The sequence below is a fragment of the Actinoalloteichus fjordicus genome (assembly GCF_001941625.1).
GTDB classification, from domain to species: Bacteria; Actinomycetota; Actinomycetes; order Mycobacteriales; family Pseudonocardiaceae; genus Actinoalloteichus_A; species Actinoalloteichus_A fjordicus.
Window position 1 is genome coordinate 999,060 of record NZ_CP016076.1, and the last position, 19,756, is coordinate 1,018,815.

At 70.4% G+C, this 19,756-nt stretch carries 18 protein-coding genes and 1 pseudogene; 10 read left to right on the forward strand and 9 right to left on the reverse strand.

What is annotated here, in order from left to right; genetic code table 11:
- Positions 1-3 precede the first annotated feature (3 nt).
- The gene (locus tag UA74_RS04675; RefSeq protein ID WP_075739204.1) at positions 4-1,182 is read left to right on the forward strand and encodes an ABC transporter ATP-binding protein; all 1,179 of its coding nucleotides are present in this window, start codon (positions 4-6) and stop codon (positions 1,180-1,182) included.
- A gap of 107 nt (positions 1,183-1,289) precedes the next feature.
- On the opposite strand, the gene UA74_RS31495 is transcribed toward UA74_RS04675, so the two are convergent.
- The 4 genes and pseudogenes from UA74_RS31495 to UA74_RS04695 all read right to left on the reverse strand — a co-directional run bounded on the left by UA74_RS31495 (position 1,290) and on the right by UA74_RS04695 (position 4,494).
- Complete coding sequence (locus UA74_RS31495) at positions 1,290-2,138, reverse strand: chromosome partitioning protein ParB (RefSeq protein ID WP_075743412.1); 849 nt, start codon at positions 2,136-2,138, stop codon at positions 1,290-1,292.
- Between the two features lie 33 nt (positions 2,139-2,171).
- Positions 2,172-2,814: pseudogene (locus UA74_RS31500) on the reverse strand (metallophosphoesterase family protein); the annotation flags it as partial.
- A gap of 40 nt (positions 2,815-2,854) precedes the next feature.
- Positions 2,855-3,970 (reverse strand): hypothetical protein, encoded by a 1,116-nt coding sequence (locus UA74_RS04690; RefSeq protein ID WP_157442157.1) that lies wholly within the window; start codon positions 3,968-3,970, stop codon positions 2,855-2,857.
- A gap of 5 nt (positions 3,971-3,975) precedes the next feature.
- Entirely contained in the window at positions 3,976-4,494 is a 519-nt protein-coding gene (locus tag UA74_RS04695; protein ID WP_075739208.1) for a SigE family RNA polymerase sigma factor, read from the reverse strand.
- A 129-nt stretch (positions 4,495-4,623) separates the two neighbouring features.
- On the opposite strand from UA74_RS04695, the gene UA74_RS04700 reads away from it, so the two are divergent.
- On the forward strand, positions 4,624-5,709 hold the full coding sequence (locus tag UA74_RS04700; protein ID WP_232237631.1) for a DUF2332 domain-containing protein: 1,086 nt from the start codon (positions 4,624-4,626) through the stop codon (positions 5,707-5,709).
- A gap of 275 nt (positions 5,710-5,984) precedes the next feature.
- Here UA74_RS04700 and UA74_RS04705 read toward each other — a convergent pair whose 3' ends face one another.
- Positions 5,985-7,067, reverse strand: coding sequence for a magnesium and cobalt transport protein CorA (locus UA74_RS04705; RefSeq protein WP_075743414.1), 1,083 nt, complete (start codon positions 7,065-7,067; stop codon positions 5,985-5,987).
- A 338-nt stretch (positions 7,068-7,405) separates the two neighbouring features.
- Between UA74_RS04705 and UA74_RS04710 the strand changes: the two genes are divergently transcribed.
- The 6 genes from UA74_RS04710 (at position 7,406) to UA74_RS30575 (ending at position 12,060) form a co-directional block, all read left to right on the forward strand.
- The gene (locus UA74_RS04710) at positions 7,406-8,521 is read left to right on the forward strand and encodes a DUF2332 domain-containing protein (protein ID WP_075739210.1); all 1,116 of its coding nucleotides are present in this window, start codon (positions 7,406-7,408) and stop codon (positions 8,519-8,521) included.
- Positions 8,522-9,126: 605 nt separating this feature from the next.
- Positions 9,127-9,294 carry a hypothetical protein gene (locus UA74_RS31505; RefSeq protein WP_157433995.1) on the forward strand — a complete coding sequence of 56 codons (168 nt, stop codon included), beginning with the start codon at positions 9,127-9,129 and terminating at the stop codon, positions 9,292-9,294.
- A 60-nt stretch (positions 9,295-9,354) separates the two neighbouring features.
- The gene (locus UA74_RS04715) at positions 9,355-9,924 is read left to right on the forward strand and encodes a PH domain-containing protein (RefSeq protein WP_075739212.1); all 570 of its coding nucleotides are present in this window, start codon (positions 9,355-9,357) and stop codon (positions 9,922-9,924) included.
- A gap of 58 nt (positions 9,925-9,982) precedes the next feature.
- Positions 9,983-10,852 carry a PHP domain-containing protein gene (locus tag UA74_RS04720; RefSeq protein ID WP_157442158.1) on the forward strand — a complete coding sequence of 290 codons (870 nt, stop codon included), beginning with the start codon at positions 9,983-9,985 and terminating at the stop codon, positions 10,850-10,852.
- Between the two features lie 67 nt (positions 10,853-10,919).
- Complete coding sequence (locus UA74_RS04725) at positions 10,920-11,726, forward strand: RecB family exonuclease (protein ID WP_075743415.1); 807 nt, start codon at positions 10,920-10,922, stop codon at positions 11,724-11,726.
- A 16-nt stretch (positions 11,727-11,742) separates the two neighbouring features.
- Positions 11,743-12,060 carry a hypothetical protein gene (locus tag UA74_RS30575; RefSeq protein WP_157433996.1) on the forward strand — a complete coding sequence of 106 codons (318 nt, stop codon included), beginning with the start codon at positions 11,743-11,745 and terminating at the stop codon, positions 12,058-12,060.
- 619 nt (positions 12,061-12,679) lie between these two features.
- Here the strand turns inward: UA74_RS30575 and UA74_RS04735 are convergent.
- The 3 genes from UA74_RS04735 to UA74_RS04745 form a co-directional block, all read right to left on the reverse strand.
- Positions 12,680-13,567 carry an alpha/beta fold hydrolase gene (locus UA74_RS04735; protein WP_075739218.1) on the reverse strand — a complete coding sequence of 296 codons (888 nt, stop codon included), beginning with the start codon at positions 13,565-13,567 and terminating at the stop codon, positions 12,680-12,682.
- A gap of 97 nt (positions 13,568-13,664) precedes the next feature.
- The gene (locus tag UA74_RS04740; RefSeq protein ID WP_075739220.1) at positions 13,665-14,873 is read right to left on the reverse strand and encodes an Rv3212 family protein; all 1,209 of its coding nucleotides are present in this window, start codon (positions 14,871-14,873) and stop codon (positions 13,665-13,667) included.
- A 54-nt stretch (positions 14,874-14,927) separates the two neighbouring features.
- Positions 14,928-16,724: a DEAD/DEAH box helicase gene (locus tag UA74_RS04745; RefSeq protein ID WP_083682924.1), complete on the reverse strand. Its 1,797-nt coding sequence runs from the start codon at positions 16,722-16,724 to the stop codon at positions 14,928-14,930.
- Between the two features lie 269 nt (positions 16,725-16,993).
- Between UA74_RS04745 and UA74_RS04750 the strand changes: the two genes are divergently transcribed.
- Both UA74_RS04750 and UA74_RS04755 read left to right on the forward strand, forming a co-directional pair.
- The gene (locus UA74_RS04750) at positions 16,994-17,680 is read left to right on the forward strand and encodes a ferritin-like fold-containing protein (protein ID WP_075739222.1); all 687 of its coding nucleotides are present in this window, start codon (positions 16,994-16,996) and stop codon (positions 17,678-17,680) included.
- Between the two features lie 404 nt (positions 17,681-18,084).
- Complete coding sequence (locus UA74_RS04755; protein ID WP_075739224.1) at positions 18,085-18,315, forward strand: DUF3107 domain-containing protein; 231 nt, start codon at positions 18,085-18,087, stop codon at positions 18,313-18,315.
- A 676-nt stretch (positions 18,316-18,991) separates the two neighbouring features.
- Here UA74_RS04755 and UA74_RS04760 read toward each other — a convergent pair.
- Positions 18,992-19,624 carry a TetR/AcrR family transcriptional regulator gene (locus tag UA74_RS04760; protein ID WP_075739226.1) on the reverse strand — a complete coding sequence of 211 codons (633 nt, stop codon included), beginning with the start codon at positions 19,622-19,624 and terminating at the stop codon, positions 18,992-18,994.
- Positions 19,625-19,756 lie beyond the last annotated feature (132 nt).

Sequence of the window (19,756 nt, forward strand, 5' to 3'; positions counted from 1 at the left end):
CCAGTGGCTGAGATCGTCCTGGACAAGGTGACCAAGCAGTATCCCGACGGCGCGGTCGCGGTGAAGGATGTGGACATCGAGATCGCCGACGGCGAGTTCGTCATCCTGGTCGGCCCGTCCGGCTGCGGGAAGTCCACCACGCTGAACATGATCGCCGGGCTGGAGGACATCAGCGCGGGCGAGCTGCGGATCGCGGGCGAGCGGGTCAACGACCGCGCGCCCAAGGATCGGGACATCGCGATGGTGTTCCAGTCCTACGCGCTCTACCCGCACATGACGGTGCGAGAGAACATGGCCTTCCCGCTGCGGCTGGCCAAGGTCGACGACGCGACGGTGAACAGCAAGGTCGCCGAGGCGGCCAAGACGCTGGACCTCACCGCACATCTCGATCGCAAGCCCGCGAACCTCTCCGGCGGGCAGCGGCAGCGGGTCGCGATGGGGCGGGCGATCGTCCGCAGCCCCAAGGCGTTCCTGATGGACGAGCCGCTGTCCAACCTCGACGCCAAGCTGCGCGTGCAGATGCGGACGTCGGTGTCCAAGCTGCAGAAGAAGCTGGGCACCACGATGGTCTACGTCACCCACGACCAGACCGAGGCCATGACCCTCGGCGATCGCGTCGTGGTGATGCGGGGCGGTGCGGTGCAGCAGATCGGCTCGCCGCAGTTCCTCTACGACCACCCGGCGAACCTGTTCGTCGCCGGGTTCATCGGCTCGCCCGCGATGAACTTCCTGGCAGGCGAGATCGCCGACGACACACTGCGCACGCCGTTGGGCTCGGTGCACATCACCGACCGGACCCGGCGGCTCCTCGAGGCGTCGAAGGCGCCGCGCGAGGTCATCCTCGGCGTCCGTCCGGAGCACTTCGAGGACGCGGCTCTGATCGAGGAGTCGGTGCGGAGCAAGGGCGGGCTGTTCACCGCCGAGGTCGACGTGGTCGAGTCGATGGGTTCGGACAAGTACGTCTACCTGGCGGTCGAGGAGCGGGCGAGTTCCGCGGAACTGGACGAGCTGGCAGCCGACGCGGGGACCTCGGACGTCCCCTCGTCGGAGGGCCACCTCGTGACCAGGCTCTCCTCGACCTCGACGGCCAGGGAGGGCGCGACGCACGAGGTCTGGTTCGACGCGGACAAGATCCAACTGTTCGACCCGGCCGACGGTCGCAACCTGACCCGCGAGGCCTGAACCGCTGATCGGCCCATGCCGAGGTGACGGCGACGGGCGTCGTTCGACGACCAGCTCTGGTCGGTCGGGCGAGGCCCGTCGCCTGAGCGGCTCGCCCGCCGCCGCTGTCAGCGTCGCGCGACGCTGCTGCGGACGGCCGCGATCACCTCGTCGTCCCATCGATGGGTCCGCATCAGCCGGTAGCGTTCCTCCCCCACCGCGAGGTAGGCCTCGGCCTCGGTGCGGTCGCCGATCAGGTCGGCCTGCCGCAGCATCGCGATAACGGGGATGAACTCCTCCTCGTACCAGCGCAGCGCCACCGCCTGGCGGTCGAGGAACCGTCCCTCGTCCTGCATGACCCGGAAACCCCAGGCCTCGACGGTCTCGCTCAACTCCGTGTACCGCCAGGCGTCGGGGAGGGAGATCGCCGCCCTGGCCTCGCCCCGCAGCGGCACTCGTTCGAGGAACAGCCTGCGGTCGTTCTTCACCATCAGGTCACCCCGGAAGCGGATGTCGCCCGCGTGCAGCATGGTGACGACCTCGGTGACATAGGCGTCGATCGTCTCCAGGCCCTGCGCCAGCGCCACCGACACCCGGTGGTGGCCGTCCTTGACGAAGTGCAGGTCGCCGATCCGGTAGACGTCGATCGGCGGCACCGACTCGCCGCGTCGCCGAGCCAGCGCCAGCCGTTCCCATCGCTCCCGGACTCGAGCCGAGGTCGGGCGGAAACGCCGGTCGAAGTCCCGCGTCCGGTCCACGCTGCCGACGATGGAGTCCAGCCGCAGCACCCGGAGGCCGATCCTGCGCTGCCCGCGCTGGCCGAGGGCGGACAGGACCTCGTCGAAGGGCAGCATCACGTTCACGTCGTCGGGCTCGCGGCGCAGCCACATGGCGAGCCGGGCCAACACCTGCCTGCGGCGGACGCGCAGGAAGTCGTACTCCGCGTCGGCTCTGGGGAATCCGGTGTCACGACGCATCGGGCTGCTCCTCACCACGGGCCGACCTGGCACGTCCAGCATGCGATAGCCGACCGCGTTGACCACTCGGGTGCCGTGCAGTTCCCGATCGCCCACCGGCTCACCGAACGGATGGATATGGCCGTGGATCAACAGTCCGGGACGAAGCCGCCGGACGGTGGAGTGCAGGCTGCGGAAGCCCCGGTGCGGCGGGTCCCCCCGGTCGCCGCAGCCTCGGGGCGGGGCGTGGGTGAGCAGGACGTCGACTCCGCCGCCGTCTCGGAGCCTGCGCAGGGCGACGCGCCGGGACAGTCTTCTGCCCCGGCGCGCCTGTTCTCGCTCGGTCCACTGATCGGGACCCGGTCGGTAGCGGATCGAGCCGCCGAGCCCGGCGATCCGGAGCCCGGCCACGTCCACCACCCGGCCGTCGGCGTTGACCGCACCCGGCGGGCCGGGCCACGTGACGGGCATCCCGGCGCGCAGCCACAGTCCGCGCTGCCGCCGATAGCCGGTGAGATCCCGATCATGATTGCCCGGCACGAAGACGCACGGAACTTCCAGCCGATCGCTGAGAGAGGCCAGGTAGTCGAACTCCGAGATCGCCCGCGCCCAGGATCAACTCCGCACCCAGTCTGCGGAGGTCGGTGGACCAGAACCGTTCCACCACCTCGTCGGCCACCGCCAGCACCCCGGCCATGTGGCTGAGACTACGGGCGATCCGGGGCGGGTGGTGGTGATCAGTCGCCGAACCAGCCGCCTGCGGGCTCCTCGAGGAAGATCAGCTCCTCCGCGAAGCGGACCATGCTTTCCTGGCCGCCGATCTCACGACCCTCCTCCGAATTCTCGTGATCCTGGAACGTCGTCTCCAGCCAACGTCCATCCGAGAGTTGGACCTGCAACACCGCGGACAGCGGCCCTTCGCTCGTGTCGCGGGCAGGCCAGAACGTGCCGTCGCGGTCACCCACCCGGACCGGTGTACCCGCGCCGTGCTCGGGAAGTCGATCCGGACTATCGGCGACGCGGGTCCACAGCGACAGGCTGGGCGACATGGGGTGGGCGTCCGGGGGGGTCAGGGAGAGGGTTGCCCCCCAGGCATCGTCCAGCCGCATGACGCCGCTACCGCTGACCGTCAGGGTAGGCGGGAGCCAGCCCGGTTCCAGCGCGGCGTGGAACGGCGACTCCCCGCCAGGGCGGACGGATTCCGCCACCCGGTAGGCCACGTCCTCGGTGTCGGCGCCGGGGATGTCGCCGACCCTCACCGTCAGCACGGTCGAGTCGTCGGGCATCCACACCAGGTTGCTGCTGTGTCCTGGTGCGGAGTCCAGCATCGCGGGGGAGCCGTTGACGGTCGGGTCCCCACTCTCGGCGAGGTCCTCGGCCACGGTGTCCCAGTTGATCTCGTCCGGATCATATGCCGTGAACCGCACCACGTTCTCGATCAAGTCCTCCGGATCTCCCTGTTCGATCCCCTCCAGCGGCGCCCACCTCTGCGTCTGGGGAAACCCGCCCTCGACGTCGACGTTGCGGGAGACCTCGACGAAATCGTCCGGCAGCCAGCCCACCGTGTATCGCATGGGGATCGGCGGCGGGCCGGGCGGCTCGGCGACACGGGATTCCACGGTCTGTCCCGCAGGCGGTGCAGGCGCGGCAGCGGGTGGGAAGGCGCGCAGGGCGGTGGGTACGGCCAGCGCCCCGACCACTGCCACTACGGCGAGTCCGGTCAGGGCCCTTCTGCGCCGCCGTCGAGACCGCAGGGCAGGCAACCGCGCGGCCACCGGCTCCGCAGACGGAGCCTCCTCCGCCTGCCGTTCGAATGCCGCCTCGATCAGATGCTCGGTCCGTGAACCTTCCATGTCCGTCACCGCTCCTTCCCGCCGATTCGAGTGGAAATGGGTGCTGCCGATTCCGTCCCGCTGCGCAGCGTGGCCAGCGCGCGGGAGATGTTGCTGCGTGCCGTGCCCTCGGAGCAGCGCATGATCGACGCGATCTCCGCATGGGCGAGACCCTCGTAGTAGCGGAGCACCAGCGCGGCCCGCTGCCTCGGCGGCAGCCGCGCGATGCGGGTCAGCATCGCGTCGCGCTCGTCAAAGACCACGATCGGATCGTGGCCGGTCTCGACGAGTCCGCTGAATGATTCCGGCGGGACGCTGACGTCCCGCGTGGCGCGTCTGCGACGCCAGGACAGGAACTCGTTGGTCACCATCCGACGCACGTAGTGCAACGGCGAGTCCAGCGCCCCGATCCGTCGCCAGCGACTCTGGGCGCGGATCAGCACCTCTTGGACGATGTCCTCCGCGAGATGCGGATCGCAGGACAGCACCGTCGCATAGCGCAGCAGATCGCGAAGTCGGGTGGCGACGAAGTCATCGAACGTCACATGCCTGCCTTCCTGTTCCGGTCGCCCCTCACACGCGGGCAGCCGCCGGAACGTTGAACCGGACAGCCGAACTTCCTCGCCCGAGGCGTTGTCGGATGCGGAGCGTGACGCCCACGTACGGCTAGGGTGATGGCCATGCTGGTCGAGCTGTTCCGTGACGCGGCCCGTGCCTGTCTGCCCGCCAGCCCCCTGACCAACCTGCTGCTCGACTCCGTCGCCGACGACCTCGCCGAGAGCGGGCCGATGACCTCGGTGGTGTGCGGCCTGGAGCTGGGCGGGGCGGGCAGCGTCCCCGGACTGCGCTTCGCCGCAGCGGTGCACCACCTGGTGTTGTCGGGCCGGGCTCCGAAGCTGGCTCGCCACTACCCGACCGCGGGCGGTCGACTGGACCCGGCGACGTTCTGGCCCGCCGCCAGGGCGGCGATCCTCGCGGGATCCGACGGCGTCCGCGAGCGCGCCACGGCCACGGCGGTGCAGACCAACGAACCGGGCAGGATGGCGCCCTGCCTCGGCGGCCTCCAGGTGGCTGCGCAGGAGGCCGCCCGCCGGGTCGGCCGGTCGACTCCCTTCCCGATCCGGCTGTTGGAGATCGGGGCCAGTGGTGGGCTCAACCTCCGGCCGGACCGGGTGGCCCTCGAACTCGACGGCACCGTGGTCGGGGACGAGACCAGTCCGCTGCGGCTGGACCCGGCGTGGACGGGCAGGCCGTCCGCCGACCTGAGCGCGGAGCTGCGCATCGTCGAGCGAGCGGGCTGCGACCTGCACCCCTCCGACCCGAACACCGAGGAGGGCAGGCTGCATCTGTCGTCCTTCGTCTGGCCCGACAGCCTCGAGCGCTGGGATCGGCTGCAGGCCGCGCTGCGCCTGGCCTCGACGGACCCGATCACGGTGGATCGGGCCGCCGGACCGGAGTGGCTGGCGGACCGGCTCGCTGATCTCCCCGCCGACGTCCTCACCGTGGTGTGGCATTCGGTCGTCTGGCAGTACGTCTCGGCACGGGACCGGGCCCGAGGTCGCGAGATCCTGGCCGAGGCGGCAGCCCGGGCGACCGATCGCGCGCCGCTGGCCCTGCTGGTCTACGAGTCTCGTCGCATGCCGCCGGGCGCGCCGATGCCTTATCGCTTCGATCTGCTGCTGCGGCTGTGGCCGTCGGGACTGGCCGGACGACTCGGCACGGGCGGCGGCCACGGCATCCCGTTCACCTGGCTCGGCTGATCGGCCGGGCGCGGCGCCTCCCGGGGGCGAGGTCGATCACGCGATGGGCGGCGGCGCCGTCGGGATCGAGCCGCCCGACCGAGCGCACTCGCCACCGGCGACGGTGCGAGGCCTGGTCAGCCCCAGTCGGGTACCCCGTCGACCGCGATCAGCACGGTCACGGCGGTGATCCAGAGCAGGATGCCGGCCAGGGCCCAGAAGCGAAGGCTGCCGATGAGACGGATCACCGTGTCACCGTCCTCTCTCTCGTGGTCTCGGGTGCGCTCGACGGCGGTCTACAGCCAGCCGTTGCGGCGGAAGGTGCGGTACAGGGTCAGACAGCTGGTGAGGATGACCAGCAGGACGACCGGATAGCTGTACTGAAAGTGCAGCTCGGGCATGTAGTCGAAGTTCATGCCGTAGATGCCCGCGATCATGGTGGGAACGGAGATGATCGCCGCCCACGAGGTGATCTTGCGCATGTCGCTGCTCTGGCGAAGCGTGATCTTGGCCAGCGCGGCGTCCACCAGCGTGGTGAGCAGCTCGTCGAAACCCGCGACCTGCTCGGACACCTTCGTCAGGTGGTCCTCGACATTGCGGAAGTAGGAGCGGACCTCCTCCGGCACCAACGGGGTGTACCCGTCCGCGAGTCGACGCAGCGGCGTGCCCAGGGGCTTCACCGCGCGACGAAGCTCCATGACCTCGCGCTTGAGCAGGTAGATCTGCTCGGCGTCGACCGTGGTCTTCGGGGCGAAGACCTTCGTCTCCATCTCGTCGATGGCGGACTCCATGACGGCGCCGACGGCGAGATAGCTGTCGACGACCTGGTCCGCGATCGCGTGCAGCACGACGGCGGGCCCCGAGGCCAGGTGCTCGGGGTCGGCTTCGAGTGCTCGCCGCATCCCGGCCAGCCCGGAGTGACTGCCGTGCCGGACGGTGACCACGAAGTCGCGACCGAGGAAGACCATCATCTCGCCGCCCTCCACGACCTCGCCTGCCTGGCCTGCGGGCTCCGTCACATAGCGGACCGTCTTGAGCACCATGAAGAGCGTGTCGTCGTAACGCTCCAGCTTGGGACGCTGATGCGCGTGGACGGCGTCCTCCACGGCCAGCTCGTGCAGCTCGAAGGTCTCGGCGACGCCCTTGATGTCGTCTTCGGTGGGTTCGTGCAGCCCGATCCAGACGAACCCCGCTCCACGCCTGCGGACCTCCGCGACGGCCTCACCGTGGGTCCATCGACCGGGCAGCCGGCTGCCGTCCACGTAGACGGCGCAGTCGACCACCGAGTTCAGCCCGGCGGGTTCGGGCGAGGGCAGCCTGCGAGCAGCGGGAGAGCGCGTGCTGCGACCGCGCAGGACGAGCGAGGGGAGAACTGCCATCATGACCTCCGGTGCACCAGGGGAGGAGCCTTCTCGACTGCTCGGAATCGAGCGGTGGAACGAGAGGCGCCCCTGCCGGTGACCGGGAAGTCAGCGCTGGCTGCGAGTCTTCGAGGACAGGGACGCGGGTGTACTGCTGGGCGACGGACTATCGGCGCTGCTCAACGATCCCCACCTCCTTGCGCTCGGCCGTCGTCCTGGACGGCAGGTCAGCTCTGGTCGCCCGCCCAGCGTACTCGGGTGCCGGGCAGACTGGGGCGGCCCGGTAGGCAAGGCCGAATCCCGCCTCGGGCTCACCCGAGGAGCTGCCCGTCGTTCGGGCCCGTCAAAGGAGACGTATGCACGGTACGGAACTGGAACTGGTCCGGCGCAGACTCCGGGACTTCGCCGAGTCCGACCGGACCGCCGCCTCGCCGCTCTATCGGCACCTGGCCGCGCACGCCGCCGCCGACCCCGAGGTCTCCAGTCTCCTGGCGACGGCTCCGCCGCAGTCCGCCGTTCCGCCACTGCTGCTCGCGGCGGCGCATCGGCTGATCCAGGCCGAGCCGTGGCTGACCCTGTCCAACTACTACCCGACGCTCGGCGGGACCTTCGGCGTCGATCAGCAGACCTGGGGCCTGTTCCGCGACTTCCTGCTCGAACGGTCGGACCGGGCGACCCGGCTCATCTCCACCCGCACCGTGTGCGACGAGGAGGTGGGCCGGGCGGTGCTGATCTATCCGGCGCTGGCGATGATCGCCAAGCAGGCCCGCGCCCCGCTGGGACTGCTCGCCGTGGGCTCCGGCTCCGGGCTGCTGCTCAACCCGCACCGCTACGGCTATCGGTACCAGGGGGCGGGCGTCGGCGAGGTGGTGTCGGGGCCGAAGAAGACGCCCCTGGTGCTCAGCGCCGCCCTGCGGACGGCCGACGGAGTCTCCCTGCCGCCGTTGCCCGCGAAGCTCGCCGTCGCGGCCCGGGTCGCCCTCGATCGGGTCACGATGGACCTGGCCGATCCCGACGACGTCGCCTGGATGGAGGCCTGTGTCTGGGCTGATCAACCTGATCGGCTCCGCCGCTTGGAACTCGCTGTGTCCATTCAGCGCCAATCGCCCCCCGAACTGGTGATCGGAGACCCGGTCGAAGGATTGGCCGACGCGGCCGCCCGAGTTCCTCGCGAGGTGCCGCTGGTGATCATCCAGGGGCGCAGTCTCGCGGGCGAGTCCGCCGAGCGGCGCGCGGACTACGCCAGGCGGCTCGCGGAACTCGGCGCCGGTCGTCCACTCTGGTGGGTCGGCGTCGAGCCGGACTTCTCGACGCTGCGGGCGATTGCTCCGTCCCTCGCGCCTGTCGAGGCGCAGGCGCCGGGAGTCGATCATCTGTTGGCGGTGGTTCGGTGGCGGGACCGGGTGCCCGAAGCGACCGTCCTTGCCCGAACGGATGCACACGGTCGGCGCATGGACTGGGGGCTGATCTGACTTTGGGTAGTCGAATCCGCCTCGCTCGCCAGTTGTTCGCCGGTCAGTTAATCAATTCAGCCCAGAGGTGGCTGCGGTGAGTGTTCTTGTCCGCGCCGGAGCGGCTCCGGGACGCCCCCGAGGTGTGTCGAAGATCGCATTTCGGCGGACGTCGGAGCCTTTCCGGTGCTTCGACCTGGACTTTCGTCGATCGAAGCGGACAATGTGGACGAATGCCCAAGATTCACTCCGTCGGGGCGCCGGCGGCGGGCTCGTCGCGGGCAGGCGCGGTGCCCCTGGCGGCCGGACGGGCCGTCTCACCTGGACTCGCGTCTGGTCTAAGGGGTTCGATCAAGATCACTTAGGGCGACCGTCGGGTGATCGACTGATCGAGTGATCGCGGCTTCGGGGACGATCTCCGCGACGGTTGCTGACCGGCGGTGGATCACCCGAGTGACAGATCGTCCGTATAGTTCACCCGGATCGCCCATTGGCACGGAGCGTAATCAGGTTCAGGCTGGTGTGCGAAATCCCGACCCGAGCGCGGGACATGTCTGCCGGCGGGCGGCAGAGTGCGGTACAACGGATCAGCAGGGCGCCTGCAGTGGTGCAGCTAGCAGACGGGGATGGTCGTCGTGAACCTCAAGAAGATCCTCATGTTCGCTGGGATCGCGTTGCTCCTCTTTCTCCTGATCACCCAGCCCAACGAGTCCGCCAACATGGTCCAAGGCATCCTCGCCACGCTCCAGGGCGCAGCCGAGGCGATCATCACGTTCGTTCAGAATCTGTTCTGAGCAGGTCGGCGCACCGGCTCCCGGGGCCGGTGCCGACCTGGAGCGAGGAGTCGTGGCACTGTGCTTGCACCCAGAGATCCAGACGAGTACCTGCTTGAGAGCGAGCGACGCGTCATCAGAGTGCGCAGGCACTGGGCGAGCATGCTCTGGGACATCTTCGAGGCCACGGCGCTGCTCGTCGGCTTGATGCTGATCTCGGGCCTGATGCCGCCCGGCACCGCGCTCATCCAGAACATCCTCTGGTACGCGGGCCTGCTCGTGGTGCTCCGCTTCTCCTACTACGTGATCGAGTGGTGGGTGGAGCGGATCGTCGTCACCGACAAGCGGTTCATGCTGACCACCGGCGTCTTCGAGACCAACGTGGCCATGATGCCCGTCACCAAGGTCACCGACCTGACGTTCCGCCGCACCCTCATGGGTCGCTTCTTCGGGTACGGCACGCTGGTGATCGAGTCGGCGGGCCAGATCCAGGCCTTGAACAAGGTCGAGTACTGCCCCAACCCCGAGGAGATCAACGACGCGATCTCCGAGCTGGTCTTCGGGGACAAGAAGGCTCAGTCCGAGCGCTTCTCGATGATGAAGGCCCGTCGCGCCGCGCTGGGCCGACGTCGGGTCGGCGCCCGGCGGTGACCGCCCCGGATCGGGGCGTCGTTCACCCCGGCGAATCCCGCTGAACGACACTGTCCGGGTGCGCATCGATCTGCATACCCATTCGACGGCGTCGGACGGCAGCGACGCTCCCGAGGAACTGGTCCGCCTTGCGGCACTGGCCGGCCTCGACGTCGTGGCGTTGACCGACCACGACACGACCGCAGGCTGGGACCGGGCCACCGCCGCCCTGCCCGCCGGACTGCGGCTCGTTCCCGGTGCCGAGCTCTCCTGCGCGGCCCGCGACGAGACCGGCGGACCCGTCACGGTCCACCTGCTCGCCTACCTCTTCGACCCCACCGCATCGGAGATCGTCGAGGAGCAGGCCCGGCTGCGCGCGGAGCGCCGGACCAGGCTGCGGCTGATGGCGGAGCGGATGGTGGAACAGGGACACCCCATCGACGTCCCCGCGCTCTTCGCCGCTCTCCCGCCCGATGCGCCTGCGGGCCGACCTCATCTCGCCAGGGCGCTGATGCAGGCAGGCGTGGTCGAGAGCGTGGACGAGGCGTTCCGGCGTTTCCTGGGCACCGGCGGACGATTTCACCTCGGCCGCACCGACACTCCGGTGCTGCGGGCCGTGGAGATGATCCGCCGTGCAGGCGGGGCGACCGTGTTGGCGCACCCCTTCGCGAGGAGCCGAGGCCCGGTGGTCGATGCGCAGACCATCGCGGAGCTGGCGGAGGCCGGTCTCGCGGGCGTCGAGGTCGACCACCCGGATCACGATCTGCCGACCAGGCGAGAACTGCGCGGCCTCGCGGGCGAACTGGGCCTGTTGACCACCGGTTCCAGCGATTATCACGGGACGAACAAGACCCTCAGCCTCGGCGAGGAGACCACCGACCCGGCGCAGTTCGAGGCTCTGGTTGCACAGACCAGCGGCACCGAGGTGCGGGTCGGTCTCGGACGGTGACGATCCCGCCGATGTCCACACCCGCGCTGCCGGCTACGGTGTCCTGGTGCAGTTGGGCCTGGAGGGAATGCCGAGCAGACTGGTACGGGTGACCCCGGCCAGGCTGGCCCGCTGGGCGGACTGCCCTCGTCGCTATCGGCTGACCTATCTGGACCGCCCGGCGCCTGCCAGAGGCGGCGCCTGGGCACACAGCACCCTCGGCGCCGTCGTGCACAACGCCTTGCGCGCGATCTTCGCGATGCCTGGTCGAGGCCGGACGCTCGCGGCTGCGTCGGCGGAGATCCGACGACACTGGAAGAGCGACGGCTTCCGGGACGCGGCGCAGGCCGCCGACTACCGCGAGCGGGCGGAGAACTGGGTCTCGGACTACGTCGAGGACGCCGACCCCGATCTGGAACCCGTCGCCCTGGAGCGCTGGGTCTCCGCGTCTGCCGGGACGATCGTGGCGGAGGGGCGCGTCGATCGCATCGACGCCCGCGGCGGCGAACTCGTCGTCGTCGACTACAAGACCGGCAGGCACGGCGTCACCGTGGACGATGCCAGGGACTCCCAGGCACTGGCCCTGTACGCGTTGGCGGCGCGACGGACCCTGCGCAGACCGTGCAGGCGGGTGGAACTCCACCACCTGCCCACCGGTTCGGTGCAGTCCTGGGAGCACGACGAGTCCTCGATGGACGAGCATCTGAATCGGGCCTCGGCGACGGCCGAGCAGTTGCAGTCGGCCTCGGACGATCTGAGCGCGGGCGGCGACGCGGACCGGCTGTTTCCGACGAGGGCAGGCCGTCGATGCTCCTGGTGCGAGTTCCGGAACTCCTGTGCGGACGGCCGCGCCGCCGCGCCGCCGCTGGACTCGTGGGCGCTGCTCCGACCGTGAGCAGATGATCATGGCGATGACTTCGGGTTCGAAGACGGTGAGAATGACCGAGCAGGCGAGCATGGCGGGCAGGCTGTTGCGCGGGGTGAGCGGCGCGATCACTGCGGGGCTCGTGATCCTGGCGCTGACGATGATCATCGCCCAGCTGGTGGCGACGAGAGCCAGCTATCCGGGACCGGGGTGGGCGGTGGTTGTCGTGCACCTGCTGTTCGCGATCGGTGCCGTGCTGCTGCAACGCGCCTCGGACCGGCGACGGACCGCGGTTCGCTGGTGGGGCCCGCTGATCGTCCTGGTCCTGGCAGGCGCGCTGCTGTGGTTCTGGTGGTGGCAGTGACCGCTCTCGCGGTGCTCTGACCCGTGAGGGCGTGGCCGACGCCGCGGGTGTGCCGTCGTCGCGGATCGGACAGCTCTCCCGGCGGCAGTGCCGGGGTGGCGTGTTTCGAAGAGGGTGGGATCGGGCGAACCGTTCATGTTCGGCCGGACCGTGCGTGGGGCACCGCCGGCTTCTCCCGCCGTCTCGTCGTCGAAGGACGTCGATCGGTGCCTGGTGACGAGCGGCTCTGGTCGGTCGGCGATGCGACCGCGCCTCGGCTGCGATCGGGACGACGGCCGAGCCGTGCGCGGCAGACGGACATCGGTGTCGAGACTCGCCCGGCGCTGCGCTGATCGAGGCGGACCCCGGCGGTACCGGGTCTCGATGTCCCGGATGCACCGGAGAGCATCGCGCGCCGCCGAGCATCGTGTCGCGCCGAGCAGGCGAACTCTTGATCGGATCGCGCGCCGCCGACCCGCGACGATGCCGATGCGCGCGAGTCCTGTCCGGATGAGCGTGGCCGGTGAGAGGTGCGTGGCAGGCAGCCCACTCGGCGTGACCAACGGCCCGCCTGCCGCGGATCTGCGGAGCTGTGCATCGAGCGGTGACGCTGCGTCGACACTCGAGGGTGGTCCCGCCGTCAGGCGATCCAACGCCGCCAAGTGGACAGCAGCACCGCCAGCAGGCCCGCCGGGTTCTCCGTGTTCGGACTGTGCCCGGCGGAGTCGATCAGGACGAACTCGCCGTCGAGACGCCGGGCCATGTCTCGCTGGGTGTCGATCGACCAGGCATCGTCGTCCACACCGGACGACACCAGGACGGGGGTCCCGGCCCTCGTGAGCGCGGTCGCCAGCTCGGCGACGCGGTCGGGTTCGTGTCGCAGTCCGTCGGCCATGCCGAGCAGGCTCGCGGGCGACGAGGCCAGGAAGCGCCTCCGCAGGTACGCCCGCAGCTCGGCGGGCTGTGCCTGGCGGGCGGGCGACGCGGTGTCCTGTGCGTCGCGCAGACGCTCGGCGGCCTCGATGCCGTGTTCGACCAGGATGGGCTCGCCCAGGTCCAGGGTCTGTCGCCGAGGTCCGGGCGGCAGGGCGCCCGGACCGGTGTCGAGCAGCACCAGGCCGTCGACCGGTGCGCCCGCCAGGACCGCTCCCCGTGCGACCAGTCCGCCGTAGGAGTGGCCCAGCAGGATCAGCGGCCGTCCCGCTACCCGCAGATCCTCGATGAGCTTCGCGACCACCTCGCCGAGCGGCAGGGGCAGATGGTCGGCTCGATCCGGCAGGGCCTGCGATTCGAACTGGCCGGGCAGGTCCACCGCCACCGTGTCGAAGCCCGCCTCGGCCAGCGGGTCCAGCAGCGGCGCGAAGTCCTCCTTGGCGCCCGTGTAACCGGGCACCAGCACGATGGTCGCCTTCGGCGTCCGGCCGGTGGCCGGGCGGGCGCGCAGCGCGGCCAGTTCGCCGGGCCCGCCGGGCAGCCTGACGTGCTCGGCGTGGTGCGGGGAGATCTGGGAGGCACGAAGGACGGTCACGCATTCGAGTCTGCCGCATCGACTCGGCGATCGGGAGAGGTGTTCGCCTGCCCCGAGCCGCCGCGTCGCGACGCGGCATCGAACGGCCTAGCCCGCCTCAGCGCAGCGCGACGAGCGTGTCACCGCGTTGTTCGAGCAGGATCGGACCGATCGAGTCCATGACGATCGGCCCGTCGTGGTCGCCGCGATCGACGGGGAAGTCACCGAGCCGTTCGCCGGTGGCCGGGTCCAGCACGGCGAGGCCGTCGGGGACCGGGACGAGCAGGACTCCCGCGAACGACGTGCCTGCGCCCATGGTTTCCGACATCGTCCAGAGCAGGCGGCCGTCTTCGGCGGACAGCGCCGCGGTCGAGCCGCCCGCATGCCAGAAGACGTGCTCGTCGGTGATCGTCGTGAGCGGCACCGACGACGTGGACTCGGCGAACTGCTCCCCGGTGAACGGCAGCGGGAAGTGGTCGGTCCGGAGGCCCTCGGAGTCGTAGACGGTCAGGGTGGGCGGGCTCGGCGTGGCGATGACGGTGAACACGTCGGAGGTCGCGACCAGCGCCGCGTCCGCCTCGTCCAGCGGGACGCTGAAGTCCTCCTCCGGCTCGTCGTTGTCCTCCGGCCTGGCCGACAGCACCGTGAGCCGCTCGTTGGCGTCCTCGGCGCAGCGCTCGATGACGGCGAGTCGGGCCTCGCCCGCGGCGAAGGCACGGTGTTCGCAGTCGACTCTCGGCTGCCGGTCGGGATTGACCAGCGCGGGAACTCGGCCGTACTGGAGGGTCCGTACGAGGTTGGAGCCCCACACCTCGGTGATGTGCCTGCCGGTCGCGGTCAGGTAGGTGCCGTCGCCGAGCAGCGAGGTGCCCGGCTCGGCGTCGGTGTTGCGCTGGGGGCCGCGCTCCCCGGTGTCACCCTCCAGCGAGGTGACCTCGCTGCAGTTGCGCGATTTCCGATAGACCGCGACGGCGCGGTCCCACTGCGCACCCACCGTGCACAGGGGCAGGTCTCGTTCGTAGCTCCACCGCTCCTCGCCGCTGAACGGATCGAGTCCTCGAACGGCGCTGCCCGCACCGACGACGACCGAGGGGCCCGCCACCGCAGGTCGATCGGTGGCAGGACTCGGTGCGCTCCACACCTCCGCGAGGGAGGGGGGAAGGCCGGTGGGCGGGGCGGGAACCTCGGCGGGCTCCGACGCCGTCCGCAGCGTGGTCGCCCGCAGGTCTCCGGTGTGCCACGACACAGCCCCCACCACGAGGGCGGTGACGACGATCAGCCCGACGACCAGCACGTCGACCTTCGTTCGTCGTTCTGGTCGAACCATCTCCCACCCCGGCTGTCCTCGCCGCGAGGGTCCTCATCGCCCCGCGCTCGACGTTCAGTCTGCCGGTCGCTCCGCCGAGGCCTCGGTGCCGGTGTCACCCGCGCCGTCGGTCTGCCCGCCCCGACGTCGCCGCCTGCGCCTGCGCGACCGCTCCGGGGAGGACGACTCCGGTCCGGAGTTGTCCGGCGACCGGGTCTCGCCACCGTGCTCCTGCGACTCGTCCACCGAGACGCCGCCACGCGTGCGGCGCCGGGACCGGCTCCGCCGGGGCGAGCTGCGGGGGATCTCCTCATCCGCTGCCGCCGGGGTCTCCGAGGGCCGGTCTTCGGCGGATCGGGTGCCCTCGCCTGCGCCGCCTCGGCTCGGCTTGCGCCCACTGCGCTGCCTGTTGCGTCGCCCGCCGGAGCTCAGCTCCTCGACCGGCTCGGCGTCCAGGCCCTCCCTGGTCCGCTTGCCCAACGGCAGCCTGCCGCTGACGGACTCGGGGATGTTGATGTCGGTGAAGAGGTGCTCGGAGGTGGAGTAGGTCTCCACCGGCGCGGGGATGCCCAGCTTCAGCGCCTCGTCGATGAGCTTCCAGCGCGGTTCCTCGTCCCAGTCCACCAGCGTGACCGCGACGCCCTCGCGCCCGGCCCGTCCGGTTCGACCGATCCGGTGCACGTAGGTCTTCTCGTCATCGGGACACTGGTAGTTGATGACGTGCGTGACGCCCGCGACGTCGATGCCTCGTGCGGCGACGTCGGTGGCGACCAGGATGTCGACCTTGCCCGCTCGGAAGGCGCGCAGCGCCTGCTCGCGGGCGCCCTGGCCCAGATCGCCGTGCACGGCGGCGGCGGCGAATCCGCGTTCGCTCAGCTCGTCGGAGATCTTCTGCGCCGTCCGCTTGGTGCGGGTGAAGATCATGCTGAGCCCGCGGTCGGCTGCCTGCATGACGCGCGCGAGCAGCTCCACCTTGTCCAGCGCGTGTGCCCGATAGACGAACTGCCGGGTGCGCTCGTGGATCGCGCCCGCGTCGACCTCCTCGGCCCTGATGTGGGTCGGCTGAGTGAGGAAGGTCCTGGCCAGGGTGATGATCGGACCGGGCATCGTGGCGGAGAAGAGCATCGTCTGCCGCTCGTCCGGCACCATGCGCAGGATGCGCTCGATGTCCGGCAGGAATCCCAGGTCGAGCATCTCGTCCGCCTCGTCCAGGACGAGGTTGCGGATCTTGCCCAGCACCAGGTGACGCTGTTCCGCGAGGTCGAGGAGCCTGCCCGGCGTGCCGATCACGATGTCGACGCCGGTGCGCAGCGCCTGGATCTGCGGCTCGTAGGGCCTGCCGCCATAGACGGCGAGGGTGCGGACGCCGAGGTGGCGGCCCGCGTCGTTGATGTCGCGCGTGACCTGGAGACACAGCTCGCGGGTCGGCACGACCACCAGTGCCTGCGGCGTCCCGTCGCCGGGCAGCTCGGCGCGCTGCAACAGTGGGATGCCGAAGCCCAACGTCTTGCCGGTGCCGGTGCGGGCCTGCCCGATGACGTCCTCGCCCTGCAGGGCGAGGGGCAGGGTCAGTTCCTGAATGGCGAACGCACGTTCGATCCCCGCCTCGGCGAGGGCTCGGACGATGTCCGGGTGGACGCCCAACTCCGCGAAGGTGGACGCTTGTACGGGCGTCTCGGCCGCGGGTTGCAGCGGATGGGACGGGTCTCCCTCGGGGAGGCCGGTCTGGCTGTGATCCAGCCTTCTCAGGTCGGTGTCATCGTTTTCGTCGATGTCCGGGCGCTCATTCTCTGTGCGGATGGTCAGGGGGATCGCCTCTCTCGTACCAGCGCGCACGGCCCTGGTGAAGCCGCTCGACCGTCGTCGGCACATTCGAGAGTCTCGTGTGCCGGGCGCGGGAGGGCCGAGACGACAGTGCGCGCGCCCTTTCGCGTGACGGTTGACCGCCACCGCTTGTTCCTGCACGACCGCTCGCTGCCGCTCTCGCGACGCCCGACCCATCCGATGGGCCGACCCGTGGCGCGGCGAACTGCCTCTGCATCGCAACCCAGCCTACCTGGACATCCCATGCCGATGAAGCATCAGCTGCGCTCGGGTCTCGCAGGTGTGACGCAAGCCCTCCGATGGCTAGGGTGCTAGGCATGACCGAGGCTGATCAACAGGCGGTGTCCGGAAGCTCACCGGGCGAGGCCATTCCCGAGGGCGCCATCGACCTGCTCGGGGTCATCGCGTACGGCGAGCTGTCCGCCTTCGACCGACTCGCAGAGGACTCCAGGATCGCGCCGACGCTGGAAGGGCGAGCCGCGCTGGCCAGCATGGCGGCGGCCGAGATCGGTCACTATCGGACTCTCGACGAGTACCTGGCGGGTCGGGGGCACTCGCTGCCCGTCGCCATGCGGCCCTTCATCGCGCCGATCGACCGGTTCCATGCCTCCACCGCCCCGAAGACCTGGCTGGAGTCGCTGGTCAAGGCGTATGTCGGCGACGGGCTGGCCGCCGACTTCTATCGGGAGATCGGCAACCTGCTCGATTCGCCGCTCAAGGAACTCGTGCAGGAGGTGCTGGCCGACACCGGGCACTCGGCCTTCGCCGAGCGGGAGGTCCAGGCGGCGTGTGCGGCGGATCGGACCGTGCGAGACCGGCTCACACTGTGGGGCAGGCGACTGCTCGGCGAGGCCGTCACGCAGGCTCAGTACGTGGCCGCCGAGCGAGACGGTCTCACCGAGCTGATCATCCGGGGCAGCGGTGACCTGGCAGGCATCGGGGCACTGCTGCGCAGGCTCCAGAACAGCCACACGAAGCGGATGGCGGCGCTGGGCTTGGGCTGAGGTGCCCGCGGGCGTGGCGGGCCCCGGCCGGGGTGCACGAGTTCTTCGTGTCTGCGGCGACCGACGAGTCGGGCGTGTCTCGTCGGGATCGGGGAGTCGGCCGGGACAGACGGTGCGGCTGGGACAGACGGTGCCGGGGTTTCCCGTCAGACGCCGTCTCGACGTGTCGGGGCTCGCTCAGGACGCCGCCGCAGGTGATCGATCGAATCGGCGATCCCTCGAACGCGGCTGATCGGGCAGGGCCTGCCGGGACTGCGGACGGCAGCCTGCCTGCGCGTCACCCGCCGGTCGTCGTGACGGCTGCCGGGCGGACCGCCTTGACGGTGTCTGGGGCTGCGCGTCGCCCGCGCCGTGCTGGACTAGCCTGGCCGGGAAACCGTGCAGTTCGACGACCGGAGGTCGGCGTGGAGGTAAAGATCGGCGTCGCGGACAGCTCTCGGGAGCTAGTCCTGACCAGCTCGCAGTCGCCGGATGAGGTGGAGACGCTCATCACCGATGCACTGGGTGACAAGCAGGGTCTGCTCACCCTGGTGGATGACAAGGGCAGGCGGTACGTGGTCCCGACCGGGCGGATCGCCTATATCGAGATCGGCCCGAGCGAAGCGCGACGGGTCGGCTTCGCCGTCAACGGCTGAGCAGGCAGGTGACGGCCGCGACGGCAGGTTCTGCCATGCCGCGCGGTCCTCACCGGCTCAGGCCGCCGCAGGCGGGTCGCATGACCCGACCGGGGTGGTCCGCAGCCTCGGCAGCCACCGGGTGCTGCGCTCGGCCTCGGCGCACCCGGCAGCGTCGGCCGCACGGCCCGGCGTCGGCTGAGACGCCGCAGGCGGGCACCGCACACCACGCGCCGCGGCCAGGACACGTTCTGCCCGCCGCAGCACGCCTCAGGCGGGCGCCGCAGTATCTCTCGCCGCCGGCCTTCCCACTCGGTTCTCGCCCGCAGACCGGCACTGTGTTCCGGCAGCGGCTCGCCGCTGTGTTCTCCGCAAGCAGCTCAGCCTGCGGTGTCGCGCTCGGCGGCTCGCCGCTGTGCCGCCTTCGGCGGGATCGCCACTGAGTATCTTCTCGGCGGCGCACTGCTGACGGTTCCTCGGGCGGCCGGCCGCTGAGGTCGTCTCTGGGCGGCTCGCCGCTGCTGATGTCTCGTGGGCGGCTCGCCGCTGCTGGAGTCTCGTGGGCGGCTCGCCGCCGTCGCTCGCCGTGGAGACGACCGGCGCCTGCCCATGGCGGGCCTGGTGACGTCGACTTCGCCGCAGGGGACGGGGCGGGCGGTACCGGCTCGCGACGCTGCGAGCCAGCTCCCGGCGCCGGTCAGCCCGACTGGAGCGGGAAGCCCCCGATGCCCCGCCAGGCGAGGCCCGCGATCAGCGCGACGGCGTCGTCCTGGGGCAGCGCACGGCCGTCGTTCAGCCAGTAGCGAGCCGTCACCTGGCTGAGGCCTGCGAGGCCGACCGCGAGCAGTCTGGCCCGTTCCTCGTCCAGTCCGGCGTCTGCGGTCACCGCGCGGGTGATCGTCTCGACGCATTGGGACGTCGCGTTCTCGATGGCCTGCTCCACGGCGGGCTCGCCACGCAGGTCCGACTCGAACACCAGCCGATAGGCGTGTCCCTCGCCGTTGACGAAGTCGAAGTAGGCGGCCACCGCCGCGTGCACGCGCAGCTTGTTGTCCGTGGTCGACTCGATGGCCGCGTCCAGCCTGCGCACGAGCTCGTCGGCCTGGGTCTCCAGCAGTGCCAGATACAGGTCGAGCTTGCCGGGGAAGTGCTGGTAGAGGACGGGCTTGCTGACGCCCGCGCGATCGGCGATCTCGTCCATCGCCGCGGCGTGGTACCCGTTCGCGACGAACACGTGTTGGGCGGCGCTGAGGAGCTGTGCGCGCCGTGCGGTGCGCGGCAGCCGCACTCCGCGTGCGGTGTGTTCCGTCTCCGGCGCCGTCTCGGTCATCTGTGCCTCCCGACAAGTTCTTCCCCCGGCAGTGGCAGTCTGACTGACTCGACCGGGTGGTCGTGCCCACTTCGGCGGTGACACGGGGCTGTCATTCGCCGACCGGTGGAGCCCCACGACCGTACTCGTCGG

Bases quoted from the DNA above. Each gene is read 5' to 3' on its own strand.
- UA74_RS31495 (WP_075743412.1), bottom strand. From the start codon at position 2,138: ATGCGTCGTGACACCGGATTCCCCAGAGCCGACGCGGAGTACGACTTC.
- UA74_RS04690 (WP_157442157.1), bottom strand. From the start codon at position 3,970: ATGGAAGGTTCACGGACCGAGCATCTGATCGAGGCGGCATTCGAACGG.
- UA74_RS04700 (WP_232237631.1), top strand. From the start codon at position 4,624: ATGGCCATGCTGGTCGAGCTGTTCCGTGACGCGGCCCGTGCCTGTCTG.
- UA74_RS04705 (WP_075743414.1), bottom strand. From the start codon at position 7,067: ATGGCAGTTCTCCCCTCGCTCGTCCTGCGCGGTCGCAGCACGCGCTCT.
- UA74_RS04710 (WP_075739210.1), top strand. From the start codon at position 7,406: ATGCACGGTACGGAACTGGAACTGGTCCGGCGCAGACTCCGGGACTTC.
- UA74_RS31505 (WP_157433995.1), top strand. From the start codon at position 9,127: ATGGTCGTCGTGAACCTCAAGAAGATCCTCATGTTCGCTGGGATCGCG.
- UA74_RS04725 (WP_075743415.1), top strand. From the start codon at position 10,920: ATGCCGAGCAGACTGGTACGGGTGACCCCGGCCAGGCTGGCCCGCTGG.
- UA74_RS30575 (WP_157433996.1), top strand. From the start codon at position 11,743: ATGACTTCGGGTTCGAAGACGGTGAGAATGACCGAGCAGGCGAGCATG.
- UA74_RS04740 (WP_075739220.1), bottom strand. From the start codon at position 14,873: ATGGTTCGACCAGAACGACGAACGAAGGTCGACGTGCTGGTCGTCGGG.
- UA74_RS04745 (WP_083682924.1), bottom strand. From the start codon at position 16,724: ATGTGCCGACGACGGTCGAGCGGCTTCACCAGGGCCGTGCGCGCTGGT.
- UA74_RS04750 (WP_075739222.1), top strand. From the start codon at position 16,994: ATGACCGAGGCTGATCAACAGGCGGTGTCCGGAAGCTCACCGGGCGAG.
- UA74_RS04760 (WP_075739226.1), bottom strand. From the start codon at position 19,624: ATGACCGAGACGGCGCCGGAGACGGAACACACCGCACGCGGAGTGCGG.